At 55.1% G+C, this 26,235-nt stretch carries 20 protein-coding genes, 2 tRNA genes and 3 rRNA genes; 7 read left to right on the top strand and 18 right to left on the bottom strand.

Translation table 11 applies throughout. From position 1 onward, the window contains the following. Window positions 1–35: 35 nt before the first annotated feature. The 11 genes from phnK to O1723_RS19850 all read right to left on the bottom strand — a co-directional run bounded on the left by phnK (window position 36) and on the right by O1723_RS19850 (window position 8,228). Complete coding sequence (gene phnK / locus O1723_RS19900) at window positions 36–791, bottom strand: phosphonate C-P lyase system protein PhnK (protein ID WP_014882180.1); 756 nt, start codon at window positions 789–791, stop codon at window positions 36–38. Then, the gene (phnJ, locus tag O1723_RS19895) at window positions 788–1,633 is read right to left on the bottom strand and encodes an alpha-D-ribose 1-methylphosphonate 5-phosphate C-P-lyase PhnJ (protein ID WP_014882181.1); all 846 of its coding nucleotides are present in this window, start codon (window positions 1,631–1,633) and stop codon (window positions 788–790) included. Before phnJ ends, phnK begins: the two co-directional genes overlap by 4 nt. Further along, on the bottom strand, window positions 1,626–2,690 hold the full coding sequence (locus O1723_RS19890; RefSeq protein ID WP_248191030.1) for a carbon-phosphorus lyase complex subunit: 1,065 nt from the start codon (window positions 2,688–2,690) through the stop codon (window positions 1,626–1,628). The genes phnJ and O1723_RS19890 overlap by 8 nt, the downstream gene beginning before the upstream one ends. Beyond that, entirely contained in the window at window positions 2,690–3,274 is a 585-nt protein-coding gene (gene phnH / locus O1723_RS19885) for a phosphonate C-P lyase system protein PhnH (RefSeq protein WP_014882183.1), read from the bottom strand. The genes O1723_RS19890 and phnH overlap by 1 nt, the downstream gene beginning before the upstream one ends. After that, on the bottom strand, window positions 3,271–3,723 hold the full coding sequence (gene phnG / locus O1723_RS19880; protein ID WP_014882184.1) for a phosphonate C-P lyase system protein PhnG: 453 nt from the start codon (window positions 3,721–3,723) through the stop codon (window positions 3,271–3,273). The genes phnH and phnG overlap by 4 nt, the downstream gene beginning before the upstream one ends. Beyond that, the gene (phnF, locus tag O1723_RS19875; protein WP_014882185.1) at window positions 3,724–4,449 is read right to left on the bottom strand and encodes a phosphonate metabolism transcriptional regulator PhnF; all 726 of its coding nucleotides are present in this window, start codon (window positions 4,447–4,449) and stop codon (window positions 3,724–3,726) included. Between the two features lie 20 nt (window positions 4,450–4,469). Then, window positions 4,470–5,249 (bottom strand): phosphonate ABC transporter, permease protein PhnE, encoded by a 780-nt coding sequence (gene phnE / locus O1723_RS19870; RefSeq protein WP_014882186.1) that lies wholly within the window; start codon window positions 5,247–5,249, stop codon window positions 4,470–4,472. 118 nt (window positions 5,250–5,367) lie between these two features. Beyond that, complete coding sequence (gene phnD, locus O1723_RS19865; RefSeq protein ID WP_023336612.1) at window positions 5,368–6,384, bottom strand: phosphonate ABC transporter substrate-binding protein; 1,017 nt, start codon at window positions 6,382–6,384, stop codon at window positions 5,368–5,370. A 22-nt stretch (window positions 6,385–6,406) separates the two neighbouring features. Further along, window positions 6,407–7,195, bottom strand: a complete 789-nt coding sequence (gene phnC, locus O1723_RS19860) for a phosphonate ABC transporter ATP-binding protein (protein WP_014882188.1) — start codon at window positions 7,193–7,195, stop codon at window positions 6,407–6,409. Between the two features lie 136 nt (window positions 7,196–7,331). Further along, on the bottom strand, window positions 7,332–7,769 hold the full coding sequence (gene yjdN / locus O1723_RS19855; protein ID WP_014882189.1) for a VOC family metalloprotein YjdN: 438 nt from the start codon (window positions 7,767–7,769) through the stop codon (window positions 7,332–7,334). A 123-nt stretch (window positions 7,770–7,892) separates the two neighbouring features. Continuing rightward, complete coding sequence (locus O1723_RS19850) at window positions 7,893–8,228, bottom strand: zinc ribbon domain-containing protein YjdM (protein ID WP_008500067.1); 336 nt, start codon at window positions 8,226–8,228, stop codon at window positions 7,893–7,895. Between the two features lie 596 nt (window positions 8,229–8,824). Between O1723_RS19850 and crfC the strand changes: the two genes are divergently transcribed. Further along, entirely contained in the window at window positions 8,825–11,179 is a 2,355-nt protein-coding gene (gene crfC / locus O1723_RS19845) for a clamp-binding protein CrfC (protein WP_248191032.1), read from the top strand. Next, window positions 11,176–12,051, top strand: coding sequence for a diguanylate cyclase regulator RdcB family protein (locus O1723_RS19840; protein ID WP_023336613.1), 876 nt, complete (start codon window positions 11,176–11,178; stop codon window positions 12,049–12,051). The genes crfC and O1723_RS19840 overlap by 4 nt, the downstream gene beginning before the upstream one ends. 63 nt (window positions 12,052–12,114) lie before the next feature. Here the strand turns inward: O1723_RS19840 and kdgT are convergent, their stop codons facing one another. Beyond that, window positions 12,115–13,107 (bottom strand): 2-keto-3-deoxygluconate transporter, encoded by a 993-nt coding sequence (gene kdgT, locus O1723_RS19835; protein ID WP_014882192.1) that lies wholly within the window; start codon window positions 13,105–13,107, stop codon window positions 12,115–12,117. 650 nt (window positions 13,108–13,757) lie between these two features. Between kdgT and proP the strand changes: the two genes are divergently transcribed. Next, a complete protein-coding gene (gene proP / locus O1723_RS19830) occupies window positions 13,758–15,260 on the top strand; it encodes a glycine betaine/L-proline transporter ProP (RefSeq protein WP_014882193.1) in 1,503 nt (500 codons plus the stop codon). A 33-nt stretch (window positions 15,261–15,293) separates the two neighbouring features. On the opposite strand, the gene O1723_RS19825 is transcribed toward proP, so the two are convergent. Further along, window positions 15,294–16,247 (bottom strand): nickel/cobalt transporter, encoded by a 954-nt coding sequence (locus O1723_RS19825; protein ID WP_023338934.1) that lies wholly within the window; start codon window positions 16,245–16,247, stop codon window positions 15,294–15,296. Window positions 16,248–16,743: 496 nt separating this feature from the next. On the opposite strand from O1723_RS19825, the gene O1723_RS19820 reads away from it, so the two are divergent. From O1723_RS19820 to rrf, 4 genes are all read left to right on the top strand, one after another. Continuing rightward, window positions 16,744–18,283 (top strand): 16S ribosomal RNA (locus O1723_RS19820). Window positions 18,284–18,368: 85 nt separating this feature from the next. Then, window positions 18,369–18,444 (top strand) — tRNA-Glu (locus O1723_RS19815). A gap of 192 nt (window positions 18,445–18,636) precedes the next feature. After that, window positions 18,637–21,540 (top strand): 23S ribosomal RNA (locus O1723_RS19810). A 65-nt stretch (window positions 21,541–21,605) separates the two neighbouring features. Beyond that, window positions 21,606–21,721: ribosomal RNA gene (rrf, locus tag O1723_RS19805) — 5S ribosomal RNA — on the top strand. The 16S, 23S and 5S rRNA genes sit together here with 1 tRNA gene alongside, the layout of an rRNA operon. A 216-nt stretch (window positions 21,722–21,937) precedes the next feature. Here rrf and O1723_RS19800 read toward each other — a convergent pair. The 5 genes from O1723_RS19800 to O1723_RS19780 form a co-directional block, all read right to left on the bottom strand. After that, window positions 21,938–22,013, bottom strand: a tRNA-Phe gene (locus O1723_RS19800). A gap of 127 nt (window positions 22,014–22,140) precedes the next feature. Further along, entirely contained in the window at window positions 22,141–22,716 is a 576-nt protein-coding gene (locus O1723_RS19795; protein WP_014882195.1) for a transcriptional regulator, read from the bottom strand. 49 nt (window positions 22,717–22,765) lie between these two features. Beyond that, window positions 22,766–24,469 carry a protein-disulfide reductase DsbD gene (locus O1723_RS19790; protein ID WP_014882196.1) on the bottom strand — a complete coding sequence of 568 codons (1,704 nt, stop codon included), beginning with the start codon at window positions 24,467–24,469 and terminating at the stop codon, window positions 22,766–22,768. Beyond that, window positions 24,445–24,768 (bottom strand): divalent cation tolerance protein CutA, encoded by a 324-nt coding sequence (gene cutA, locus O1723_RS19785; RefSeq protein WP_014882197.1) that lies wholly within the window; start codon window positions 24,766–24,768, stop codon window positions 24,445–24,447. The genes O1723_RS19790 and cutA overlap by 25 nt, the downstream gene beginning before the upstream one ends. Window positions 24,769–24,881: 113 nt before the next feature. Further along, window positions 24,882–26,183 (bottom strand): anaerobic C4-dicarboxylate transporter, encoded by a 1,302-nt coding sequence (locus O1723_RS19780; RefSeq protein WP_023331834.1) that lies wholly within the window; start codon window positions 26,181–26,183, stop codon window positions 24,882–24,884. Window positions 26,184–26,235 lie beyond the last annotated feature (52 nt).

The following is a 26,235-nucleotide window of genomic DNA, read 5'->3' as shown; positions in this document are numbered from 1 at the left end:
CCGGGTAAGCGCAGCGCCACCCGGGGACAGCGCCCTCAATTCTGCAATACGGACGACACCAGCAGCTGGGTGTACGGATGATGGGGATCGTCGAGCACGCGGTCGGTCAGCCCACTTTCCACCACCTGACCCTGCTTCATCACCAGCAGACGGTCCGCCAGCAGGCGTGCGACGCCCAGATCGTGGGTGACAATCACCACCGCCAGGTTCAACTCCACCACCAGGCCGCGCAGCAGATCGAGCAGGCGCGCCTGAACCGAGACATCCAGCCCGCCGGTGGGCTCATCCATAAACACCAGCTTCGGATGGGTGACCAGGTTGCGGGCGATCTGTAAACGCTGCTGCATGCCGCCAGAGAAAGTGGTGGGCAGGTCGTCGATACGCGAGGCGGGGATTTCAACCTCCTCCAGCCAGTGCTGCGCGGTGGCGCGGATGTGACCGTAGTGGCGCGCGCCGGTGGCCATCAGCCGTTCGCCGATGTTGCCTCCCGCTGAAACCTGGCGGCGCAGCCCGTCCATTGGGTGCTGATGCACTACGCCCCACTCGGTACGCAGCAGGCGACGGCGCTCGGCCTCGCTCATGCCATACAGCGACGTGCCCTCATATAAAATCTCACCGTTCTGCGGCGTCAGGCGCGCGGAGAGGGACTTGAGAAGCGTGGTTTTGCCGGAGCCGGACTCGCCGACAATCCCCAGCACTTCGCCCGGCCACAGCTCGAACGACACGTCGCTGAAGCCTTTGCCAGGCGCGTATAGGTGAGTCAGGTTATTAACCGAAAGCAGCGGTTTCATTGGCTGTTCGCCTCGCTCTGTTGGCGGCAGAAATCGGTGTCGGAGCAGACGAACATCCGTTTGCCCGTGTCATCCAGCACCACTTCATCCAGATAGCTATGTTGGGATCCGCAGATGGCGCATGGCTCGTCCCACGCCTGCACCGTAAACGGGTGGTCATCAAAATCGAGACTCTCCACACGGGTGTAAGGCGGTACGGCATAGATGCGTTTTTCACGCCCGGCGCCAAAGAGTTGCAGGGCTGGCATCATGTCCATCTTTGGGTTATCGAATTTCGGGATTGGCGACGGGTCCATCACATAGCGCCCGTTGACCTTCACCGGGTAGGCGTAGGTGGTGGCGATATGGCCGAAGCGGGCGATGTCCTCGTAAAGCTTCACCTGCATCACGCCGTACTCTTCCAGCGCGTGCATGGTGCGGGTTTCGGTTTCCCGCGGCTCGATAAAGCGCAGCGGCTCCGGGATCGGCACCTGGAAAATCAGAATCTGATCTTCAGTCAGCGGGGTTTCCGGAATGCGGTGGCGGGTCTGGATCAGCGTCGCGTCTTCGGTTTTTTCAGTGGTCGCTACGCCGGTCACGCGCTTGAAGAAGTTGCGGATCGAAACGGCGTTGGTGGTGTCGTCTGCCCCCTGGTCGATGACCTTAAGCACGTCGGCTTCCCCGATCACGCTGGCGGTCAACTGAATACCGCCGGTGCCCCAGCCGTAGGGCATTGGCATCTCGCGGCCGCCGAACGGTACCTGGTAGCCCGGAATGGCAACCGCTTTGAGGATGGCGCGGCGGATCATGCGTTTGGTTTGCTCATCCAGATAGGCAAAGTTGTAGCCGCTTAAGTTAGCCATTGGCGCGCTCCCGTTGCAGACGTTTCAGCAGTTCCAGTTCGGCCTGGAAATCGACGTAGTGCGGCAGCTTGAGGTGCGAGACGAAACCGGCGGCCTCAACGTTGTCTGCATGGGCCAGCACGAACTCCTCATCCTGCGCCGGGCCGGCGATGTGCTCGCCGTAGTCCGGTGCCTGCAGGGCGCGGTCGACCAGCGCCATCGCCATGGCTTTGCGTTCGCTCAGGCCAAACACTAGCCCGTAGCCGCGGGTAAAGTGCGGGTCTTCATTCTCTGGCGCGACAAAGCCGTTAACCATTTCGCATTCGGTCATCAGCAGTTCGCCGACGTTCACCGCAAAACCCAGCTCTTCCGGCACAATTTCCACGTCGATATAACCGCTGCGAATTTCGGCCGCAAACGGGTGGTTACGCCCATAGCCGCGCTGGGTGGAGTAGGCCAGCGCCAGCAGATAGCCTTCGTCGCCACGCATCAGCTGCTGCAGACGCGAGGAGCGCGAGCACGGGAAAACTGGCGGCGTGCGGGTGATGTCATCCGGCGTGGTACCCGAATCTTCTTCCGCTTTCGCCAGCCCCTGGTTTGCCAGCAGGCTGAAGACGTGCGGAGACGGCTCCTGTTCGGCATCCGTGGTGCTGAGCCGTGGCGCTTCGCCGTTCGCCAGCAGGGTAAAATCCAGCAGGCGATGGGTGTAATCGTAGGTGGGGCCAAGCCGCTGGCCGCCGGGGATGTCTTTATAAACGGCAGAAATACGGCGCTCCAGGCGCATCTGCGCCGTATTCACCGGCTCGCTCGCCGTGAAGCGGGGAACCGTGGTGCGCCAGGCGCGCAGCAGAAAGATGGCTTCGACGTTATCGCCGCTGGCCTGCTTCAGCGCCAGCGCCGCCAGCTCGCGATCGGCGACGCCGCCTTCGGTCATCACCCGGTCAACGGCCAGGTTCAGCTGCTGCTCAATCTGGGCGACGCTCAGTTCGGGCAGTTTTTCATCGCCCCGTCGTCTGTGTTCCTGTAAGGCATGGGCGGAGGCGATCGCCTTTTCGCCCCCTTTAACGGCAACGTACATCAGCACACCTCCACGTGGGTGGTCCGCGGGATGGCGAGCAGACGCTCGCCGCAGGTCAGGAGCAGGTCTATGCCCAGCGGGAACGGGTGCGGGCGTTCGGTCAGCTCATGAATGATGCATTCCGGCAGCTGCGGCGCAACCATGCGTTCATCGGCGATACCTGCACCGGTCAGGCGGAGCATGCGGCCTCCGCTCAGGCTGGAGACCTGCAGAATCAGCGTGGCGCTGGTTTCCGGTGCAACGGCGCTCCCTTCGCTCAGGGCGTTGAGCTGCTCGTGGCTGATGTGTTCGTCGGCCACGGCAAAGACCGCCTGTCGCGGTTGCTCAACCAGCGGGGCACTGGTGTGAAAACGCAGGTTCTGGCTGGCGATGTCATTAGATAAGGCGCCTGACAGCCACACCGGCGTGTCGTTGTCGGCAAGGGTTAGCAACACGCTGGTGGTCGCCAGATTCAGCGGCAGCCAGCCCTGTGAAAGCTGGTGCAGCGAGACAATCACCCCCGGCTCGCTCATGGCTTTCAGCAGGCGACGAAAACTTTGTTGGGCATCCTGGACGGCCAGGGTAAAAGCAGGTTGAAGCGTCATGCGTTGTCTCCGCGAACGAGCGTAAAGAAGTCGACCCGGCTGGTATTCACTTCGGCCTGACGTGCGGCAAGTCGTGCGGCGCGGTCAGCTTCCAGCGGGGCAATAAGGGTTTCCATTAACGTCTGAAAATGCGTTTGTTCCTGCAAAAGGGCGTCTATTACTGCGCAGCGCTCGGCGTGTGCTTTATCGCGTCCCAGCACGTAGCTGTAGCCCAGCGTGCCGCTGTTCAGGCGGATCGCGGCGCGGGTGAGGGGGGCGTCTCCCGCAAAAAAGCGCTGCCCTGTGCCGCCCATCCGGGCCTGGATCTGCACCAGGCCAATTTCCGGTGCGCGGATAGTGTCGTAGTCTGGCGTCAGGCTCAGGGCGTTCATGCGATCGCGCAGGGCAGCAGGCTGGCTGTGGGCCAGCACACGCATCCAGCGCTGTCGGGTGGCGGTATCGACGTGCATTCAGTGCTCCATAGTGAATTCGATCATGTCGGCACGGGTCAGGCTGACGGAGTATTCCGTCGCATTGACCTCGCCGTCACGGTGGTTGAGGGTGCGCACGCAGAGCAGCGGCGCCATATTGGGGATTTCGAGCACTTTGCTCTCTTTAGCCTGCGCGCGGCGGGCGCTGATACGCGTCTGGGTGCGCTTGAGGGCGATGCCCGTGGCATCCTGCAGAAAGTCGTGCAGGGAACCGCTGGAAAAGTTTTGCAGCACTGGCCAGAGGGCGAGGTCCGCGAAGTAGTGGTCAATCTGGCATACCGCTACGCCGTTGACGCGGCGCAACGTGCGCAGGTGGATGACGTTATCGCCTTCCTGAATGCCCAGCGCGTCCGCCACATGGCTGGAGGCCGGGCGCAGGACCGAGAGCAGCTTTTCGCTGGTGGGATGGCTGCCCTGATCCAGCAGGTTCTGACTAAAGCGCGCCTGGGCATTGAGCGGATAGTCGAACGGGCGCATCAGCACCAGCACGCCCACGCCCTGACGGCGTTGCACCCAGCCGCGCTCGACCAGCTGGTCAATGGCGCGGCGCAGGGTGTGGCGATTCACTTCATAGCGATCCGCAAGCTGCTGCTCGGCGGGCAGGTAGTCTCCGCAGCGGTAGTGGGTGCGCAGCTCTACTTCGAGCTTTGCCGCAATTTCTTGCCAACGGGTTGGGTAACTGGTCGGATGTCTGGATAAGTACATAGAAAACAAAGCCTCGCTTCTCAGATGAAGTGCTTACGCAAACGTTGAGAGAGGAAATCCAGCAGGCTGACGGTGACGATGATGAGCACCATCAGGGCGCAGGTTTGCTGGAACTGGAAACCGCGAATCGCTTCCCACAGGGTGACGCCGATTCCGCCTGCACCGACCATGCCGACGACCGTGGCGGAGCGAACGTTGGACTCAAAGCGGTACAGCGAGTAGGAGATCAGCAGCGGCATCACCTGCGGCAGGACGCCGTAGAGGATCTCTTCGATTTTGTTGGCGCCGGTGGCGCGGATGCCTTCCACCGGGCCGGGCTCAATGGCTTCGACCGCTTCCGAGAGCAGCTTGGAGAGCACCCCGGTGGTGTGGATGAACAACGCCATGACGCCCGCGAACGGACCCAGACCCACGGCCACCACGAACAACATCGCAAAGACCATTTCGTTAATCGCGCGGCAGGCGTCCATCAGGCGGCGCATCGGCTGGTATACCCACCACGGCACGATGTTTTCCGCGCTCATCAGGCCAAACGGAATGGAGAGAATGACGGCAAGGGCAGTGCCCCAGACGGCAATTTGCAGAGTAATGGCCATTTCGCTGAGATAGTCCTGCCACTGGCTGAAGTCCGGCGGGAAGAAGTCGGCGGCGAAGGTTGCCATGTTGCCGGAATCTTTGAAGAGCAGCAGGGGATCCATTTCTGCGCCCTTCCAGGAGATAACCAGCACCGCCAGCAGGATGGCCCAGCTTACGAGCGAGAACCAGCTGCGCTTTGGCGGCGGGAGGGTGATGGTTTGCATGTTGGCTCCTTGGGTTTTAATTCCCTCTCCCTTGAGGGAGAGGGTTAGGGTGAGGGGGAAATGTGCGCGCTGATGCCCTCACCCCGGCCCTCTCCCACGGGGAGAGGGGGAAAAGAAACTACTGCACCGCTTTATTTACGCTGGTCATGGCGCCGAGTGCCGCGGTCAGGCGGTCAAGGTCTTCCAGCTGGGCCTGAATGTCAGAGACTTTGCTGGTCTTCTCTTCTTCCTTGAGCCCTTTGTTGTCCTTCACGGCCTGCATCTGTTTAAACAGCGCCAGCTGGCGAATCGGGACCAGCTGAAGGTCGCTGGAGGCGCGGAACGGTGCCCAGCCCAGTTTCTCAAGAACCGCTTTCTCTTCCGGCGTTTTGCCGTAGTTCATAAAGAAGTCGTACACCTTGTCCTTGGTGCTTTCGGAGAGGTTTTTACGCCAGACGATCGGGTCGCCCGGGATCAGCGGCGATTTCCAGATCACCTTCAGTTCTTTCAGCTTGTCCGGCGCGGAGGTTTTCAGCTTGTCGAGGTTTTCGGTGTTGTTGGTGGCAACATCCACCTGCTTGTTCGCCACGGCCAGGGCGTTGGTTTCATGGCTGGCGTTGACGGTGCGTTTGAAGTCGCTGGCGGAGGCGTTGTTTTTCGCGAAGACGTAGTAGCCAGGGACGAGGAAGCCGGAGGTGGAGTTCGGGTCGCCGTTACCAAATGTCAGCTCTTTGCGTTTGGCGAGCATGTCGTTGAGGTTGTTGATCGGGCTGTCTTTGTTCACGATCAGCACGCTCCAGTAGCCCGGGGAGCCATCTGCCGCAACGGTCTGGGCAAAGACCTGGCCGTTGGCGCGGTCTACCGCTTCCATTGCGGAGAGGTTGCCGTACCAGGCGATGTCGACTTTATTAAAGCGCATTCCCTGGATAATGCCCGCGTAGTCCGGGGCGAAGAAGGCATTCACTTTGATCCCCAGTTTGGTTTCCATATCTTTCAGGAACGGTTCCCACTGAGGCTTCAGGTTCTGCTGTGATTCCGTCGAAATAATGCCGAAGTTCAGCGCTTTTTCCTGCTCTTCCGCATACGCCGGGCTTAACAGGGTGCTGATGCTGAACATGCTGGTAAAGGCCAGCGCGGCAACGGCTTTGTAGTTCATTTCCATTCCTCGTTATGGGGAGTTATGCAGCCTGCGCGCGCTCTTCGACGCGGTTTACGCTGCGGTAGAGATGATCAAAACGTTCGTTATCAAACTGGTGGCTTGCGCCGTCAAAGAACACATGGCCCTGACGCAGGGCGACAATGCGCTCGCAGTAGCGCAGGGCGTAATCCACCTGATGCAGCGTTACCACCACGGTAATGCCGTCGTTCTGGTTAATGTCGCGCAGGGTTTCCATCACGATGCGGGCGGATTCCGGGTCCAGCGAGGCGATAGGTTCATCGGCCAGAATGATTTTTGCTTTCTGCATCAGGGCGCGGGCGATGGCGACGCGCTGCTGTTGTCCACCGGACAGGGTGGAGACACGCTGGTGGGCCAGGTGTGCCATACCGACGCGAGTCAACGCCTGAAGAGCTTCCTGCTTCTGGGAAGGTGAGAACCAGCGCAGGCAGGTGCGCCAGAACGGTGTGCTGCCGAGTGCGCCAATCAGCACGTTCTCCAGTACCGTCAGGCGATTGACCAGGTTGAACTGCTGGAAGATGTAGCCCGTCTGGGCACGGCTCTTGCGGATATCACTTGCCAGACGCCCGGCGCGCTGCACCGTGTTGCCCAGCAATTCGACGTGACTTTCCGGGGTTTTATCGCAGGTGATAAGACCGCTTAAATGGCGCAGAAGGGTGGATTTACCGGAGCCAGAAGGGCCGAGAAGCGCCACCATGTCGCCCTGCTGGACGGTCAGATCAACGGCATGCAGCGCCTTGTTGTGATTGAAGGTCTTGCTCAGTTTCTCGACGCGGATGACAGTTTGCATGTGCGGGGCCTCACGATAAATGTGGCCTCATGCTGGCGCATCAATGTGACATTTGGGTTAAGTCTGGGTTGCGGGAATTTGAAGAGTTGAGGGGAGTTTGATGACAGGCGGAGGCGGACCGCCCACCGCCAGAAAATTAGTGCTGCTGCTTAACGACGTTAATCATCCACGGTACGCCGTATTTATCGGTGACTTTACCGAAACCGTGCGCCCAGAAGGTCTCCTGCCACGCCATGTCGATATTGCCGCCAGCGGCGAGGTTGTCGAACCAGCGCTTGCCTTCTGACACATCCTGCGTGTCGAGCACCAGCGTGAACCCGGCATACTGCGCGTTGCTGCCCGGCGGCTGCCCGTCGCTCATCATGATGTCGCTGCCCGCAATGCGGACGTTAGAGTGGGCGATAGCGGAATCAGGAAACTGCATGCCGGACGGACAGCCTTCTTCACTGCTGTCGCTTTTGGGCATTTCACCGAAAGTGATTTTATAGAGGAGTTCAGCGCCGACGGCCTGCTGATAAAAGGCGGTTGCCTCTGCACAGTTGCCGGCGAAGGAGATGTAGGGACTTAACGGCATATTCTTTACCTCACGTAAGAAAAGCCCATTAAGTGTAGTTCTTTTTTTGTAGGCCGGATAAGCGTAGCGCATCCGGAAAAAGCGCCCGGCGGCGCTTCGGTTATCGGGCCTACAGGAGAAAAATCAGTTCTTTTTCACGAACTCAGATTTCAGTTTCATCGGACCGAAGCCGTCAATTTTGCAGTCGATATTATGATCGCCTTCAACCAGACGAATGTTCTTCACTTTGGTACCGATCTTCAGCATGGAAGAGCTGCCTTTGACTTTCAGATCTTTAACCACGGTGACGCTGTCGCCATCCGCCAGCAGGTTACCGTTCGCATCTTTTACGATCAGGGCATCTGCATCCTGTGCCGGTTCGGCATCATTCCATTCATGTGCACATTCCGGGCAGATGAACATGCCATTATCTTCATAGGTGTATTCAGAATTGCATTTCGGGCAGTGTGGGAGAGACATATCGGTATCCTCAAAAAAGTGTTAACACGCTGGAAAATGCCAGCTAAATGACGGCAGTGTGCCGAAAAAGGCGGCAAGTATAGCGCAAATCCACACGTTTGTCGGTGATATTCTGAATTTAAAAAAAAGCAAAAAATGTGTCGGGAGTGACACTTCCTGTCAGTCAGTTAAGCGATGCTAACGTCATTAACACGGTGGAAAGAGAAGTCGCTAAATATATCGAATATTTTATTGTGGCAAATTGCTACGCACCTTCATTTCGGATAAGGTGAAGCAACACATTGTTATTTATCTTTGGTCTTTGCTGCCATGCATTTCGTATGGTTGTGGCATAACCCGTTCTTTTTAGGTGGATAAATAATGATGATATATCCTGAAGTTTCTTAAAAAGGGCTACGCTTTTTATCTTTTGGCTGTCAGGCCTTGAGGAGAGCTTTACACGCCATGCAAGGATAGCCATTTATTTCTGATTATCTTCAATCAGTTATATTCCGGTGAACATGTTTTCCACACGTGATCATATAAGCCTGAACATCATAATTAATACCAGTGGCTTAATAAAAGTAATAAATTTGCGTTAAGGAAAGGCTTTTATCATGCACACACAGACCATTTTTGAATTAAGCCAGGAAGCTGAGCGTTTGTTACAGCTTGCCCTGCAAAATCTTGATACCTTGAAGTCAATGCCGACAGCGATGCTGGAGAACACGACGGCCGCTATTACGGGTGAAAAGAACAACGTTCTGCCTTTGCATTTTAGTGCGCGGGGTGTCGAAGCGCAGCAGGCAATGCTGAATAATGAATTACGCAAAATAACACGTCTGGAAATGGTTCTGGCTATCGTTGGTACCATGAAAGCGGGGAAATCGACCACCATTAATGCCATTGTGGGGACCGAAGTGTTGCCTAATCGCAACCGCCCAATGACGGCGCTTCCTACCCTGATTCGTCATACGCCAGGCCAGAAAGAGCCGGTACTCCATTTCTCACATGTCTCGCCTATTGATGATTTGATCCAGCTGCTGCAGAAACAACTCTGCGATTACGATCGCGGGAAGCTGGCTCAGCATCTGGAAATTGATAAAGACATGAATACGCTGCTGGAACGCATTGAAAAAGGTGAAGCCTTTGAAAAGCATCATCTTGGAGCGCAGCCAATATTTCATTGCCTGAAAAGCCTCAATGACCTGGTCAGACTCTCTCAGGCGCTGGGCGTGGCGTTTCCGTTTTCAGAATACGCGGCCATTGAACACATTCCGGTCATTGAAGTGGAGTTCGTGCATCTTGCGGGTCTGGATGCCCACCTCGGGCAACTGACGCTGCTCGATACCCCTGGGCCTAATGAGGCCGGACAGCCGCATCTGCAAAAAATGCTGAGTGAGCAGTTAGCCCGCGCATCGGCGGTGCTGGCGGTAATGGATTATACCCAGCTTAAATCTATATCTGATGAAGAGGTCCGTCAGGCTATTTCGGTGGCGGGGAAATCCGTGCCTCTGTATGCCCTGGTGAATAAATTCGACCAGAAAGATCGCAATAGCGATGATGAAGAGCAGGTCCGGGCGATGATCTCCGGTACCTTAATGAAAGGCAATATTTCGCCTGGCCAGATCTACCCTGTCTCCTCCATGTGGGCGTATCTGGCGAACCGCGCTCGCTACGAGATGAATACCCACGGACAACTGCCGGATCATCAGGAGCAACCCTGGGTGCAGGATTTTGCCGAAGCCGCCCTCGGTCGCCGCTGGCGTACGGCGGACCTGGATGATATTGGCCATATCCGTCATGCCGCCGATTTGCTCTGGGAAGATTCGCTGTTTGAACAACCGATACGCAAACTGATTTACGCCGCCTATGCTAATGCCTCGTTATTTGCGTTGCGCTCGGCGTCCCATAAGCTGCTCAACTACGCACAAAATGCCCGGGAATATCTCGACTTCCGCTATCAGGGGCTGACGGTCGCCTTTGACGCGCTGGAACTGAATATTACGCGTCTGGAAGAGGACATGGCGATGATGCAGACGCGCCAGCGGGTGGTGAGCGATGAGGTGAAACATGAAGTTGAGCAGGCGCTGAATGCCACTGCGGACTTTATGGGGGCCCAAAAAACAGCGCTTCACCAGGCGATTGGTCACGTGTTTAGCGCTCGCAATATCCTTGATTTAGCCGGTAACGATCGGTTGAATCCTCGCGGTGACGAACCGCAAGAACTACAGCAGCTGGTACTGGATGACGAGGGGCAGGCACAGATTGCCCTGAGTAAAATCCGCTCCTCCTGCGAGCTTATCATGCTGGATGCGCAGACAAAGATCTGCCGGGAGCTGGCGTTACGCTTCGATCAGCTGGAGTCTACGCTGGCGCGTTCCCTGAATGACGCCATGCGTCCCATCGAAACGCGTATTAAAGAGCATCTGAGCCATGCCGGCTTTCGGGCGCGGATTAGCTTCCCGGCTTTTCAGGCTAACCAGCTTAACGTCAATACGCAGGCGCTGTTTAACGATGCCATCGCGCAGGACAACCGCCCTGCAGGACAGCCATCGGGCGCGGGCAGCATGCGTGAGACCGTCTCTCGCTGGCTGAATAATCCGGGCTGGGGCTGGGATGAATATGTGGCGGCCCGCACGCGCTATGTTATCGACATTGCGCAGCTACATGACAAATTTAAGCAACATATTGATCAGTTTTGTGAACATATACGTAAAGCTTTGTCCGCCCAGGTCGATGTCTCTGTTACGGCAGGAATGGCGACGTTCTTTGCAGAATTTTCGTTATACCTGACCGGGTTACAGGAAAGCTTGCGTGATAGCCTCGCAGTGCGTCAACAAAATGAGCATTCGACCCGAGCGCTCAGCCAGCTGTTGAAGCAAAGTATCACTACTGCGACGTGGATACAGGAAGATACCCGACTGTTACGCGATGATATTCAAACTCTATTCGCGGCAGAGCAACCATGACAACACAGCTACTGGACGGTCCCGGGCGGACGCTGGAGTGTATTCATCCTAAATTTATGGTCGATCTTGTGCAGGGCGTGGACGTTGCGCGTCATCCTCATTTGGGGCCGCAGCAGCTGCAGTTTCGTGAGCGCTTGACTCAGGAGATCATGACGCACACCCGGTTACGACCCTGGGCGATGGCCGGAATGCTGAATGAGAATGCTGCCCTGCGCCTCGGTCTGGCTGAAAAACTCGCCGGGATGCTTGACCCTGGCCATCTTGCGCTGACGCTGATGGCGGATAAATTGAATACACTTCGTCAGCAGGCTCACTTAAGGGCTCAGCCCTCTCCGGGCCTGCCTGAACAGTACGCTGAGCTCTCATCGCATTTTACCCAACGTGCCGTTTATAAAGAAAAGGCGCTAACTCAGCGTGGACTGACCGTCCAGGCGGGTGAGCACAGCGAGCAAATTTTCACTCGCTGGCGAGCCGGTCATTATGATGGCTGGTCGCTGGCCGGGCGTTGTTTCATTGTCCTGGAAGAGTTGCGTTGGGGGGCCTTCGGCGATGCTTGCCGTCTGGCGAAGGACGATGTATCGGCCATGCTCAAGGATAATTTACGCAGTATGGCCGCCAATTATCTTGCTCAGGGTATCAATGCGTCTCCTACAACGCGCCATTTCTATCATCAGTGGCTGACCACCCCCGCTTCGGCGGGTTTAATCGATCATAAAGACATGCTGGGCTGGCTGGGTGACTGGTGTCAGGCGGATAAACACCCGGTGAGCTGGTCAGTTACGCAAAACTGGCAGACCGTTGCGCTGGGGATGCCGAGGCTGTGTTCGGCAAAACGTCTGGTGGAGGCGATGGTGGAGGAGATTTTTGGTTGAACCCCTCACCCCTCACTCTGGCCCTCTCCCCAGAGGGGAGAGGGGATGGTTTGGTGCGGTTTGTTAATGTTGAAGCTCTGCTGCCTTCCTTTCTACATCTTTCTCTTGCACGTTTCCGTAGCGTTTCGCGTACAGTGCCGTGATGATCGGCACCAGAATCGCGGTAACAATCACGCTGGCAGCCACCAGTGCCGTTGCAGAAGCGGCTACCGGTTCGAAGGCCGGGTTAATCTGAGCAATAATCACCGGGTTTGCGACCGCAGCACCTGCGGCTGAAGAGGCGGCGACACCCGCCGTGCCGTTTCCGCCGCCAATCACGCGGTCGGCAATAATCAACGGAATGCCGGTGATGATGATGACCGCAACCCCCAGCACAATACCCAGCAGGCCCGTATCAAGGATCACGTTCAGGTTGATGGTGTTGCCCAGCGCAAAACCAAAGAACGGGATGAGTACGGGTGTGGCTTTGCTGAAGAAATCGCGCAGATCGTGATCCAGATTCCCGAGCGCGAAACCGATCAGGAAGGGCAGGATCGCGCCAACAAAGTGGTGAGGCTCAAAAGAGGCCAGGCCAGCAGAACCCAGGATCAGCATCGTCATGAGCGGGCCGGACTCCAGAGACATCAGGACAAATGCCCCGGATTCTTCTTTCGTTCCGTACTGGTTCATCAGGCTGGCATACAACCCGCCGTTAGTCATATCCATCGCCGAGACAATTGCCAGGACCGATAAACCCGCGAAGAAACCGGTCTGAATTCCATTTTCCGGAATGAACATCGCGCATATCATGGCGACAACCCAGGCCACCGCTATTTTGGTTATGACCAGCGTGCCGGATTTGCGTAATACGGTGCCTGTTGCACGTAAATTAATGGATGCACCGATACAAAAGAACCAGACTGCCAGGATGGGGACGGTACCTGTAATCATCCCTTTTGTGAAACCGCCAAAATAAGCCCCGGTTTCAGGCGCTAAGGTATTCAGAATAGCACCGAGTACCAGGGGGACCAGCATCATACCACCAGGAATACGTTCTATCGTGGCTTTAATCTTCATATACAACCCTCACAATGTTACCCCTCGTAGCGAGCGGCGGGCGCGAATAAAAAATCAATAAATTCAAAATGATGAAGGGTTTTCTTGATGGCTTGTATTGGATGACCCCGCAACAAAATTCAGTAAGCGCTCTGGTTTTCTCTTGTCAGAAAACACTCATCGCTATGTTTCGGGAATTATCATGCGATCACTGGAATAATGATTCAATGAAAATAAAACAGTGTTTTAGTTATCTGCGTCACATATTGATTGTAAACTTTACGCCGCGTTCTGGCTGGATGGGGTTTATGTAAATCTCTTGTAAAAAAGCGGCTTTTTATGTCGTGATAAAAAGAAAAGGGGACAACATGAAAATGTTTCTCTGGGACAGGTTGAGAAAGTGCTTATTTGCGGAAATTGACAAAGACTGTCTTCACTTTACGCAGCATAAATATATGTGTGAAGTTGATCACAAATATAAACGCTGGTAGGGTAAAAAGGTCATTAACTGCCCTGGCAGGCGTCAACAGGTTCGGTTGTATCGACGATAAACGTCAATGTAAGTAAACCTGCTACGCTTGAATAAGGCGATTCGCATGGAGCGGATCCCAAGGTTCACAGCACCCACACTGGATTGTGAAACAGACAGGGCCGAGTCAACGAGGATAGCTATGCTGAGAAGGAAAAAGATTAAACCCATCACGCTTCGCGACGTCACTATTATTGACGACGCAAAATTGCGTAAGGCCATCACCGCAGCCTCGCTCGGTAATGCGATGGAATGGTTCGATTTTGGTGTCTATGGCTTTGTGGCCTACGCGTTAGGTAAAGTGTTTTTCCCTGGGGCTGATCCCAGCCTGCAGATGATTGCCGCACTGGGGACGTTCTCCGTTCCTTTCCTTATTCGCCCGCTGGGTGGTCTGTTCTTTGGTATGCTCGGTGATAAATACGGTCGCCAGAAGATCCTTGCCATCACCATTGTCATCATGTCGATAAGTACCTTCTGTATCGGCCTGATTCCGTCCTATGCCACGATCGGCATCTGGGCACCGATTCTGCTGCTGCTCTGTAAGATGGCGCAGGGTTTCTCCGTCGGTGGGGAATATACCGGTGCCTCGATCTTCGTCGCGGAGTATTCCCCGGACCGTAAGCGCGGTTTTATGGGGAGCTGGCTGGACTTCGGCTCGATTGCCGGGTTTGTGATGGGTGCGGGTGTCGTGGTGCTGATTTCAACCGTCGTCGGTGAAGAGAACTTCCTCGACTGGGGCTGGCGTATCCCATTCTTCCTCGCGCTGCCGCTGGGGATCATCGGTCTGTATTTGCGTCATGCGCTGGAAGAGACACCGGCGTTCCAGCAGCACGTTGAGAAACTGGAGCAGGGTGACCGCGAAGGGCTGCAGGATGGTCCGAAGGTGTCGTTCAAAGAGATTGCCACTAAGCACTGGCGCAGCCTGCTGACCTGTATTGGTCTGGTGATTTCGACCAACGTGACCTACTACATGCTGCTGACCTACATGCCGAGTTATCTGTCGCATAACCTGCATTACTCGGAAGATCACGGTGTGCTGATTATTATCGCCATCATGGTGGGTATGCTGTTCGTGCAGCCGATTATGGGTCTGCTGAGTGACCGCTTTGGCCGTCGACCATTCATTATTCTGGGAAGCGTGGCGCTGTTTGCCCTGGCAATCCCGGCCTTTATTCTGATCAACAGTAACGTGCTGGGGTTGATTTTTGCGGGTCTGCTGATGCTGGCGGTGATCCTGAACTGCTTCATCGGGGTGATGGCCTCAACGTTGCCTGCGATGTTCCCGACGCACATTCGTTACAGTGCGCTGGCGGCAGCCTTTAACATCTCGGTACTGATTGCCGGTCTGACCCCGACGCTTGCCGCCTCGCTGGTGGAAAGCACGCAGAATCTGATGATGCCTGCTTATTACCTGATGGTGATCGCGGTGATTGGCTTGATTACCGGTATTACGATGAAGGAGACGGCGAACCGTCCACTGAAAGGGGCGACGCCTGCGGCATCGGATATTCAGGAAGCGAAAGAAATCCTGCGTGAGCACTACGATAATGTAGAGCAGAAGATTGAAGACATTGACGCAGAGATTGAAGAACTGCAGAAAAAACGCTCCCGACTGGTGGATCAGCATCCACGCATCAACGAGTAATAAAGAAACCCGCCAACGGCGGGTTTTCTTTTATTAGCATCCGGCAGCGATGTAGTCGCCATTGGCGCTGATGGGGATGACCGTCAGGAAGAGAACGGTCGCGAACAGGATCAGAACTATCCCGCCGGCTATTTTGACGGCTGGCACTAGCCATCTTAACGTGCTATTTCCCCCGAAGCAGGCCACCGTGCGTTCACGGGCATAACGTACCGCCAGCGAGAGCCCCATAATCGAGAGTGCCGTTCCCAGGGACATTGTCATGACGGCAGCCATCCCCCAGGTGACAATGCCCAGCGCATTTGAAAACATCAGAATCATGATTGCCCCACTGCACGGGCGTGCGCCAATCGCCAGAATCACCCCCAGGCGAGTTTTCCAGTCTCCCTGCGTCAGGTCGGCACCCACGCCGTGATGGCCGCAGCCACAGTGTTCATTGTGCTGATGGAGGGGACTGATGGCTGAGATCGTCATTCTGCGCGGACGCAGGCTCTTTAATGCCTGATAAATGACGAACGCGCCGAATACACCAATCAGCACTGCGCTTATCTTCTCTACATACCAGCGGCTGGTACTAATATCCCCTGAGGCGAGGTTAAACCCCACCGCCAGAATAAAGACAAACAGAATGGCGCTCACGCCCTGCATCAGGCTGCCAAGGAAAGGAACGACCCGGGCAGCCCGCTCGCTTTCCTTATTAGTGGTCAGATAGGTCGTCACAATGAATTTCCCGTGCCCCGGCCCGATGGCGTGCAGCACGCCATAAAGGAAGGCGCCTGTTAAGAGCCATAGTCCGCCGCTGTACTGGTGGTTATTCAGCTGCAGCAGATACATCACCAGATAACGGTGCAGGGTAATTTGAGTGGCAAGACACCACTGGATAAAGGCGCTCCAGTGCGTATGCAGGGTAAAACTGGCAAACAGAATAGCCAGCAGCATCACCCCTGCGGTAGGGAGACGCCAGTCGCGGGCGAGGCGTTGTGTGTTCATGAGGGAGTGCTCTGCCAGGAAGAATATTTGCCGCTAGTATAGTTGATCTTCCTTTTCAGTTCGCAGGATCGCATCGGGATCCTGATGATGCTGTGGATAAGTCTGTGTGTAAAAGGGTATAAGGCGGGGTTTTGCTGTGGAATGCAGCAGTCAGTCATTTTTCTGTCATTTAGCGGTTGCGGCCTGCAGAGAACTCCCTATAATGCGCCTCCATCGACACGGCAGATGTGAATCACTTCACAGACAACCCGGTCGGTTGAAGAGAAAAAATCCTGAAATAACGGGTTGACTCTGAAAGAGGAAAGCGTAATATACGCCACCTCGCAACGGTGAGCGAAAGCCGCGTTGCAACTGCTCTTTAACAATTTATCAGACAATCTGTGTGGGCACTCAAAGTGACATGGATTCTTAATGTCTTCGGACAATAAATGAATACCAAGTCTCTGAGTGAACATACGTAATTCATTACGAAGTTTAATTCACGAGCATCAAACTTAAATTGAAGAGTTTGATCATGGCTCAGATTGAACGCTGGCGGCAGGCCTAACACATGCAAGTCGAACGGTAGCACAGAGAGCTTGCTCTCGGGTGACGAGTGGCGGACGGGTGAGTAATGTCTGGGAAACTGCCTGATGGAGGGGGATAACTACTGGAAACGGTAGCTAATACCGCATAACGTCGCAAGACCAAAGAGGGGGACCTTCGGGCCTCTTGCCATCAGATGTGCCCAGATGGGATTAGCTAGTAGGTGGGGTAACGGCTCACCTAGGCGACGATCCCTAGCTGGTCTGAGAGGATGACCAGCCACACTGGAACTGAGACACGGTCCAGACTCCTACGGGAGGCAGCAGTGGGGAATATTGCACAATGGGCGCAAGCCTGATGCAGCCATGCCGCGTGTATGAAGAAGGCCTTCGGGTTGTAAAGTACTTTCAGCGGGGAGGAAGGTGTTGTGGTTAATAACCGCAGCAATTGACGTTACCCGCAGAAGAAGCACCGGCTAACTCCGTGCCAGCAGCCGCGGTAATACGGAGGGTGCAAGCGTTAATCGGAATTACTGGGCGTAAAGCGCACGCAGGCGGTCTGTCAAGTCGGATGTGAAATCCCCGGGCTCAACCTGGGAACTGCATTCGAAACTGGCAGGCTAGAGTCTTGTAGAGGGGGGTAGAATTCCAGGTGTAGCGGTGAAATGCGTAGAGATCTGGAGGAATACCGGTGGCGAAGGCGGCCCCCTGGACAAAGACTGACGCTCAGGTGCGAAAGCGTGGGGAGCAAACAGGATTAGATACCCTGGTAGTCCACGCCGTAAACGATGTCGACTTGGAGGTTGTGCCCTTGAGGCGTGGCTTCCGGAGCTAACGCGTTAAGTCGACCGCCTGGGGAGTACGGCCGCAAGGTTAAAACTCAAATGAATTGACGGGGGCCCGCACAAGCGGTGGAGCATGTGGTTTAATTCGATGCAACGCGAAGAACCTTACCTACTCTTGACATCCAGAGAACTTTCCAGAGATGGATTGGTGCCTTCGGGAACTCTGAGACAGGTGCTGCATGGCTGTCGTCAGCTCGTGTTGTGAAATGTTGGGTTAAGTCCCGCAACGAGCGCAACCCTTATCCTTTGTTGCCAGCGGTCCGGCCGGGAACTCAAAGGAGACTGCCAGTGATAAACTGGAGGAAGGTGGGGATGACGTCAAGTCATCATGGCCCTTACGAGTAGGGCTACACACGTGCTACAATGGCGCATACAAAGAGAAGCGACCTCGCGAGAGCAAGCGGACCTCATAAAGTGCGTCGTAGTCCGGATTGGAGTCTGCAACTCGACTCCATGAAGTCGGAATCGCTAGTAATCGTAGATCAGAATGCTACGGTGAATACGTTCCCGGGCCTTGTACACACCGCCCGTCACACCATGGGAGTGGGTTGCAAAAGAAGTAGGTAGCTTAACCTTCGGGAGGGCGCTTACCACTTTGTGATTCATGACTGGGGTGAAGTCGTAACAAGGTAACCGTAGGGGAACCTGCGGTTGGATCACCTCCTTACCTTAAAGAACCTGCCTTTGCAGTGCTCACACAGATTGTCTGATGAAAAGTAAATAGCAAGGCGTCTTGCGATTGAGACTTCAGTGTCCCCTTCGTCTAGAGGCCCAGGACACCGCCCTTTCACGGCGGTAACAGGGGTTCGAATCCCCTAGGGGACGCCACTTGCTGGTTCGTGAGTGAAAGTCACCTGCCGTCATATCTCAAAACTGACTTGCGAGTCATGTTTGAGATATTTGCTCTTTAAAAATCTGGATCAAGCTGAAAATTGAAACGACACACAGTTAATGTGTGTTCGAGTCTCTCAAATTTTCGCAAACCGATGATGAATCGAAAGAAACATCTTCGGGTTGTGAGGTTAAGCGACTAAGCGTACACGGTGGATGCCCTGGCAGTCAGAGGCGATGAAGGACGTGCTAATCTGCGAAAAGCGCCGGCGAGGTGATATGAACCTTTGACCCGGCGATGTCCGAATGGGGAAACCCAGTGCAATTCGTTGCACTATCGTTAACTGAATACATAGGTTAACGAGGCGAACCGGGGGAACTGAAACATCTAAGTACCCCGAGGAAAAGAAATCAACCGAGATTCCCCCAGTAGCGGCGAGCGAACGGGGAGCAGCCCGGAGTCTGAATCAGCTTGTGTGTTAGTGGAACGGTCTGGAAAGTCCGACGGTACAGGGTGATAGTCCCGTACACGAAAATGCACAGGTTGTGAACTCGAAGAGTAGGGCGGGACACGTGGTATCCTGTCTGAATATGGGGGGACCATCCTCCAAGGCTAAATACTCCTGACTGACCGATAGTGAACCAGTACCGTGAGGGAAAGGCGAAAAGAACCCCGGCGAGGGGAGTGAAAAAGAACCTGAAACCGTGTACGTACAAGCAGTGGGAGCCTACTTGTTAGGTGACTGCGTACCTTTTGTATAATGGGTCAGCGACTTATATTCTGTAGCAAGGTTAACCGAATAGGGGAGCCGAAGGGAAACCGAGTCTTAACTGGGCGTTAAGTTGCAGGGTATAGACCCGAAACCCGGTGATCTAGCCATGGGCAGGTTGAAGGTTGGGTAACACTAACTGGAGGACCGAACCGACTAATGTTGAAAAATTAGCGGATGACCTGTGGCTGGGGGTGAAAGGCCAATCAAACCGGGAGATAGCTGGTTCTCCCCGAAAGCTATTTAGGTAGCGCCTCGTGAACTCATCTTCGGGGGTAGAGCACTGTTTCGGCTAGGGGGCCATCCCGGCTTACCAACCCGATGCAAACTACGAATACCGAAGAATGTTATCACGGGAGACACACGGCGGGTGCTAACGTCCGTCGTGAAGAGGGAAACAACCCAGACCGCCAGCTAAGGTCCCAAAGTCATGGTTAAGTGGGAAACGATGTGGGAAGGCACAGACAGCCAGGATGTTGGCTTAGAAGCAGCCATCATTTAAAGAAAGCGTAATAGCTCACTGGTCGAGTCGGCCTGCGCGGAAGATGTAACGGGGCTAAACCATGCACCGAAGCTGCGGCAGCGACACTATGTGTTGTTGGGTAGGGGAGCGTTCTGTAAGCCGTTGAAGGTGGCCTGTGAGGGTTGCTGGAGGTATCAGAAGTGCGAATGCTGACATAAGTAACGATAAAGCGGGTGAAAAGCCCGCTCGCCGGAAGACCAAGGGTTCCTGTCCAACGTTAATCGGGGCAGGGTGAGTCGACCCCTAAGGCGAGGCCGAAAGGCGTAGTCGATGGGAAACAGGTTAATATTCCTGTACTTGGTGTTACTGCGAAGGGGGGACGGAGAAGGCTATGTTAGCCGGGCGACGGTTGTCCCGGTTTAAGCATGTAGGCGGAGGTTCCAGGTAAATCCGGTACCTTTTAACGCTGAGGTGTGATGACGAGGCACTACGGTGCTGAAGTAACAAATGCCCTGCTTCCAGGAAAAGCCTCTAAGCATCAGGTAACACGAAATCGTACCCCAAACCGACACAGGTGGTCAGGTAGAGAATACCAAGGCGCTTGAGAGAACTCGGGTGAAGGAACTAGGCAAAATGGTGCCGTAACTTCGGGAGAAGGCACGCTGATATGTAGGTGAAGCCCCTGCGGGTGGAGCTGAAATCAGTCGAAGATACCAGCTGGCTGCAACTGTTTATTAAAAACACAGCACTGTGCAAACACGAAAGTGGACGTATACGGTGTGACGCCTGCCCGGTGCCGGAAGGTTAATTGATGGGGTTAGCGGTAACGCGAAGCTCTTGATCGAAGCCCCGGTAAACGGCGGCCGTAACTATAACGGTCCTAAGGTAGCGAAATTCCTTGTCGGGTAAGTTCCGACCTGCACGAATGGCGTAATGATGGCCAGGCTGTCTCCACCCGAGACTCAGTGAAATTGAACTCGCTGTGAAGATGCAGTGTACCCGCGGCAAGACGGAAAGACCCCGTGAACCTTTACTATAGCTTGACACTGAACACTGGTCCTTGATGTGTAGGATAGGTGGGAGGCTTTGAAGCGTGGACGCCAGTCTGCGTGGAGCCGACCTTGAAATACCACCCTTTAATGGCTGGTGTTCTAACGTAGACCCGTAATCCGGGTTGCGGACAGTGTCTGGTGGGTAGTTTGACTGGGGCGGTCTCCTCCCAAAGAGTAACGGAGGAGCACGAAGGTTAGCTAATCCTGGTCGGACATCAGGAGGTTAGTGCAATGGCATAAGCTAGCTTGACTGCGAGAGTGACGGCTCGAGCAGGTGCGAAAGCAGGTCATAGTGATCCGGTGGTTCTGAATGGAAGGGCCATCGCTCAACGGATAAAAGGTACTCCGGGGATAACAGGCTGATACCGCCCAAGAGTTCATATCGACGGCGGTGTTTGGCACCTCGATGTCGGCTCATCACATCCTGGGGCTGAAGTAGGTCCCAAGGGTATGGCTGTTCGCCATTTAAAGTGGTACGCGAGCTGGGTTTAGAACGTCGTGAGACAGTTCGGTCCCTATCTGCCGTGGGCGCTGGAGAATTGAGGGGGGCTGCTCCTAGTACGAGAGGACCGGAGTGGACGCATCACTGGTGTTCGGGTTGTCATGCCAATGGCACTGCCCGGTAGCTAAATGCGGAAGAGATAAGTGCTGAAAGCATCTAAGCACGAAACTTGCCCCGAGATGAGTTCTCCCTGAGACTATAAGTCTCCTGAAGGAACGTTGAAGACGACGACGTTGATAGGTCGGGTGTGTAAGCGCAGCGATGCGTTGAGCTAACCGATACTAATGAACCGTGAGGCTTAACCTTACAACGCCGAAGCTGTTTTGGCGTGAGAGAGACGATTTTCAGCCTGATACAGATAACAGAATTTGCCTGGCGGCTTTAGCGCGGTGGTCCCACCTGACCCCATGCCGAACTCAGAAGTGAAACGCCGTAGCGCCGATGGTAGTGTGGGGTCTCCCCATGTGAGAGTAGGGAACTGCCAGGCATCAAATAGAAGAACCCCGTACCGTAAGGTGCGGGGTTTTTTGCTTTGGGCGTTATTCCTCTCCTTGAAACTTTCCCGTAGGCCGGATAAGGCAAAGCCGCCATCCGGCAAAGCAGATTGCGCGATCTCACCGGAAAGAGAAGCAAGAATATAAAAGAAGGGATTTATAAACGCAGAAAAGCAAAAACCCAGCCTATGGCTGGGTTCTTTAAATAGTGGTGCCCGGACTCGGAATCGAACCAAGGACACGGGGATTTTCAATCCCCTGCTCTACCGACTGAGCTATCCGGGCAACGGAGCGCATTAAACCGCAATCGCGCCTTATCGTCAACATTATTTCGGGGAAAGCTGTTCAATTGCTTAACTTTACGGCAATCTGGCGGTTTACGCGCCGAAAAGACCAAATTTCGCTGATTCGCTTACGTCAACGCCCCGCCCATACGACACTGAGCAAAGCGAAGAATATCTTCCGCCAGGCGGTGTGCCGTATCCACATCGGCCTGGCTACGATTCACCAGCATGCGGCTCAGACAACCCTCCAGTACCAGCTCCATCTGCTTAGCGACCATTGCGGGGTCATCCACTTCAAGCGTTGTCAGTAGCTCGTGAGTGAAGTCATGCGCCGCACGCTTTTGCTGATCCGCCAGCTGATGTATTGGATGCCCAGGATCGGGATAAAATGTACAGGCGGCAATAAACAGGCAGCCCGGATAACGATTGTTACTGACACATTCAGTCAGGGCGGTGTAGCGAGCCAACAGCTTTTGCTCAGCCGTCAGTTCTTCATTAAGCATCAGCTGTCTGCGCCAGATATCCACCTGCTGGCTAAGGTAGCGCAGCGCATCATAAAGCAGGGCCTCTTTATCCGGCCAGAAACGCGTTAACTCATCCAGAGGGTAATCGATACGGTCGGCTACCATCTCAAGCGTGGTGCTGGCGATCCCTTGAATCTCAAGTAATTGCAGGGCTTGTCCCAGTACGTCTTCACGTTGCACGGTTATCTCCTCCGCTATTCCCAACGGTATGTCCCGTCTAAAGTGTTGTTTACGGTTGGCGATTGCGCAAATGCGCGCTGAATGCCGTTGAATCCATAAACCCGGTTACACGCTGTTCTGGCTGCTCTTCCCCTTGTTCATTGAAGAATAAAATGGTTGGCAGCCCGAGTACGCTAAGGTGCTTAAGCAGAGTCTTATCCTGCTCATTGTTGGCCGTGACGTTTGCCTGGAGCAACACCGTCTCTTTCAGGGCGCTTTGTACCTGAGGATCGCTAAAGGTGTATTTTTCAAACTCTTTGCAGGCAACACACCAGTCAGCATAGAGATCGAGCATCACCGGTTTACCTTTTGCCTGAGCCAGGGCGCTATTGAGCTCATCGACATTGTGAATGCGGGTGAAGTCCAGATGCGCCTGCGTCTGACCCACCGGCGTGCCAAATGCCCAGTCCTGCAGCGGACGCACGCTGACCAGTGCAGCCGCCAGCAGCAGGATTTGCACAAGGCGCATCCATGGCTTTTTCGCCCCCAGGCTGACGATAAATGCCCAGGAGAAGAATGCGACGCCAAGCATCGCCCACAGACGCCTTCCCCACTCGTCTCCGATGATGCGCTCCAGCAGGAACACCGGTAGCGCCAGAATGACAAAACCAAACGCGGTTTTCACCGTCTCCATCCACGGTCCGCTTTTCGGCAGCAGACGATTACCAAAGACCGTCACAAGAATGAGCGGCAGACCCATCCCCAGCGCATAAAGATACAGCGTTCCGCCACCGAGCCACATATTGCCGCTCTGGGCGATGTACAGCAGGATGGCGCTGAGCGGCGCAGTGGTGCAGGGTGAACAGATTAGCCCGGCAATTGCACCCATTGCGAACACGCCGCCTGCAGCTCCTCCCTGCTGACGATTACTCATCAGCGTTAAGCGGGTTTGCAGCGAAGAGGGCAGTTGCAGAGTGAACAGGCCAAACATCGACAGCGCCAAAAGAATAAAGACAACTGACAGACCAATAAGCACGTAAGGATGCTGAAGCGCTGCCTGGAATTGCAATCCAGCGGCGGCGACCACGAGGCCGAGCGCCGTGTAGGTTAATGCCATGCCCTGGACATAAATAAAAGCCAGCAGCAGCGCCCGGGCGGTGGAAAGCCGTTGCTTACCGCCTAGCACAATCCCGGAGATCAGCGGGTACATGGGCAGTACACACGGCGTAAAGGCAATGCCAATACCAATCAGTAGCGCCCAAAACGCTGAGAAGGGAAGATCTGAAGTGGCTTCGCCTTCTCCCTTCACCCTGGCCCTCTCCCCTGAGGGGAGAGGGGAGGCAGCGCCTTTAACTTCAGTAAGCGGAACGACCTTCGTTTCAGGAGGATAGCAGAAGCCCGCGTCGGCACAGCCCTGATACGTCACGGTCAGCGTGGCGCCTTTATCCGCCTGATTCACCGTGACGGGGACGTTTAAGCGCTGACGATAGATTTCACTCTTACCGTAGAACTCGTCCTCGTGCCACTCGCCCGCGGGCATCTGCAATGCGCCGACGTTAGCCTTTGCGGACGTGATGCTGACCTGTTTGCGGTAAAGGTAGTAACCCTCTTTCACCTGCCAGGTCAGATTGAGATCGTGCTGGTTCTGCTGAAAATCGAAAACAAACGCCTGGTCGGCAGGAATAAAGTTTGAACGGCCGGGTGCGTCAAACAACCCGGCAAATACTGATGTGCTGCACAGCAGCAGGATCAGCGTAAGGAAGCGTTGAGCCATGTGAGATAGTCGTTATCGCCATGGAGCACTGGCAGCACCAGCAGCTCTGGAGTTTGGTAAGGATGATGAGACTTGAGGCAGTCGAGGAGCGCCTGCTGGTTCGCCCGGTTGGTTTTAAGCAACATCTGGACTTCGTACTCCTGCTCCAGCTTGCCTTCCCAGTAATAAAGGGAGGTTGCGCCGGGGAGAAGCGTTACGCAGGCTGCCCATTTTTCGGCCAGCACTTTGGCGGCGAGATCCTGGGCAGAGGCTTCATCAGGGGCGGTACACAGTACGACAACGGCATCAGGCGTGTTCACAAGTCGACCTCCTCATCACGAAAGTCTTCACTATATCACGCAAGACGATTGGTCATTAATGAATCGGGCCGCAGTGCGGCCCGATTTTAACTATTTTTACAACGGCTGAAGGTTTACAGCACAATGCCACCGATGATAAAGCCGAGGATGACGCAAAGCGTAATTGCTACCACGCCCGGGATCAGAAACGCGTGGTTAAACACGTACTTACCGATACGGGTAGAGCCAGTGTCATCCATTTCAACCGCTGCCAGCAGGGTTGGGTAGGTTGGCAGAACGAACAGTGCGGAAACGGCTGCGAAAGAGGCAATCGCCGTCAGCGGCGTTACGCCTAACATGAGTGCCGCAGGCATCAGCGCTTTGGTGGTTGCTGCCTGGGAGTAAAGCAGGGTCGCAGCAAAGAACAGCACGACCGCCAGCAGCCACGGGTAGTTGTGCAGCAGGTCGCCGGCTACGGTCTGGATATCGCTGATGTGGGCCTTCACGAAGGTATCGCCGAGCCATGCCACACCCAGTACACACACGCAGGCGCTCATACCGGATTTAAAGGTACTGGCGTTCAGCACTTCGCTGGTGTCGATTTTACAGGTGATGCTAATCAGCGTCGCGATAGTCAGCATGAACACCACAATCGCTTCGTTACGCGGCAGAACCGGGTTCTGAATCAGCCCCACGGTGTCACTGATGGCGGTTGCGTAGAACATCACTGCGACGATACCAATCAGGAAAAGCAGTACGGAGCGCTTTGCGTGCGGCTTCAGTTCGAAGACCTGGCTACCGCGCAGTCTCACTTCACCTTTTGCCAGACGCTCCTGGTAAACCGGATCGTCTTTCAGTTCGGCACCGAGGAAGTTACACAGCACGGCAGTAATCATGACCGCAATCAGCGTCACCGGAATACAGATCGCCAGCAGCGTCAGGTAGCTCACGCCCATCGGCTCAAGGATACCGGCGAAGAAGACCACGGCGGCAGAGATCGGCGACGCGGTGATGGCAATCTGAGACGCAACGACGGCAATAGAGAGGGGACGAGACGGGCGAATCCCCTGTTCTTTTGCCACTTCGGTAATCACCGGCAGCGTGGAGAACGCCGTGTGGCCAGTTCCCGCGAGAATGGTCATAAACCAGGTGACCAGCGGGGCAAGGAAGGTAATGTATTTAGGATGGCGGCGCAGCATACGCTCCGCCAGACTCACCAGGTAGTCCATACCGCCTGCCACCTGCATAGCGGCGATAGCGGCAATAACTGCCATGATGATTTCGATAACGTCAAAGGGGATTGCGCCGGGTTTAATCTGAAAGATAAGGGTAAGAACGAGCACCCCGAGACCGCCGGCAAAACCGATGCCGATACCCCCGAGTCTTGCTCCCAAATAAATCGCCAACAAGACGATGACGAGTTCTGCTCCAAACATAAGGACCTGCCTTGCTTATTAACAAGTTGATATTGAATTGTTGTATTTTGGT

The sequence above is a fragment of the Enterobacter cloacae complex sp. HYC080_NIDB genome, assembly GCF_056673325.1.
This window is presented reverse-complemented; position numbering and strand designations above follow the sequence as displayed.

Excerpts from the sequence above, each read along its gene's own strand:
- phnK (WP_014882180.1), bottom strand. The coding sequence starts at position 791 with ATGAAACCGCTGCTTTCGGTTAATAACCTGACTCACCTATACGCGCCT.
- phnJ (WP_014882181.1), bottom strand. The coding sequence starts at position 1,633 with ATGGCTAACTTAAGCGGCTACAACTTTGCCTATCTGGATGAGCAAACC.
- O1723_RS19890 (WP_248191030.1), bottom strand. The coding sequence starts at position 2,690 with ATGTACGTTGCCGTTAAAGGGGGCGAAAAGGCGATCGCCTCCGCCCAT.
- phnH (WP_014882183.1), bottom strand. The coding sequence starts at position 3,274 with ATGACGCTTCAACCTGCTTTTACCCTGGCCGTCCAGGATGCCCAACAA.
- phnG (WP_014882184.1), bottom strand. The coding sequence starts at position 3,723 with ATGCACGTCGATACCGCCACCCGACAGCGCTGGATGCGTGTGCTGGCC.
- phnF (WP_014882185.1), bottom strand. The coding sequence starts at position 4,449 with ATGTACTTATCCAGACATCCGACCAGTTACCCAACCCGTTGGCAAGAA.
- phnE (WP_014882186.1), bottom strand. The coding sequence starts at position 5,249 with ATGCAAACCATCACCCTCCCGCCGCCAAAGCGCAGCTGGTTCTCGCTC.
- phnD (WP_023336612.1), bottom strand. The coding sequence starts at position 6,384 with ATGAACTACAAAGCCGTTGCCGCGCTGGCCTTTACCAGCATGTTCAGC.
- phnC (WP_014882188.1), bottom strand. The coding sequence starts at position 7,195 with ATGCAAACTGTCATCCGCGTCGAGAAACTGAGCAAGACCTTCAATCAC.
- yjdN (WP_014882189.1), bottom strand. The coding sequence starts at position 7,769 with ATGCCGTTAAGTCCCTACATCTCCTTCGCCGGCAACTGTGCAGAGGCA.
- O1723_RS19850 (WP_008500067.1), bottom strand. The coding sequence starts at position 8,228 with ATGTCTCTCCCACACTGCCCGAAATGCAATTCTGAATACACCTATGAA.
- crfC (WP_248191032.1), top strand. The coding sequence starts at position 8,825 with ATGCACACACAGACCATTTTTGAATTAAGCCAGGAAGCTGAGCGTTTG.
- O1723_RS19840 (WP_023336613.1), top strand. The coding sequence starts at position 11,176 with ATGACAACACAGCTACTGGACGGTCCCGGGCGGACGCTGGAGTGTATT.
- kdgT (WP_014882192.1), bottom strand. The coding sequence starts at position 13,107 with ATGAAGATTAAAGCCACGATAGAACGTATTCCTGGTGGTATGATGCTG.
- proP (WP_014882193.1), top strand. The coding sequence starts at position 13,758 with ATGCTGAGAAGGAAAAAGATTAAACCCATCACGCTTCGCGACGTCACT.
- O1723_RS19825 (WP_023338934.1), bottom strand. The coding sequence starts at position 16,247 with ATGAACACACAACGCCTCGCCCGCGACTGGCGTCTCCCTACCGCAGGG.
- O1723_RS19790 (WP_014882196.1), bottom strand. The coding sequence starts at position 24,469 with ATGGCTCAACGCTTCCTTACGCTGATCCTGCTGCTGTGCAGCACATCA.
- O1723_RS19780 (WP_023331834.1), bottom strand. The coding sequence starts at position 26,183 with ATGTTTGGAGCAGAACTCGTCATCGTCTTGTTGGCGATTTATTTGGGA.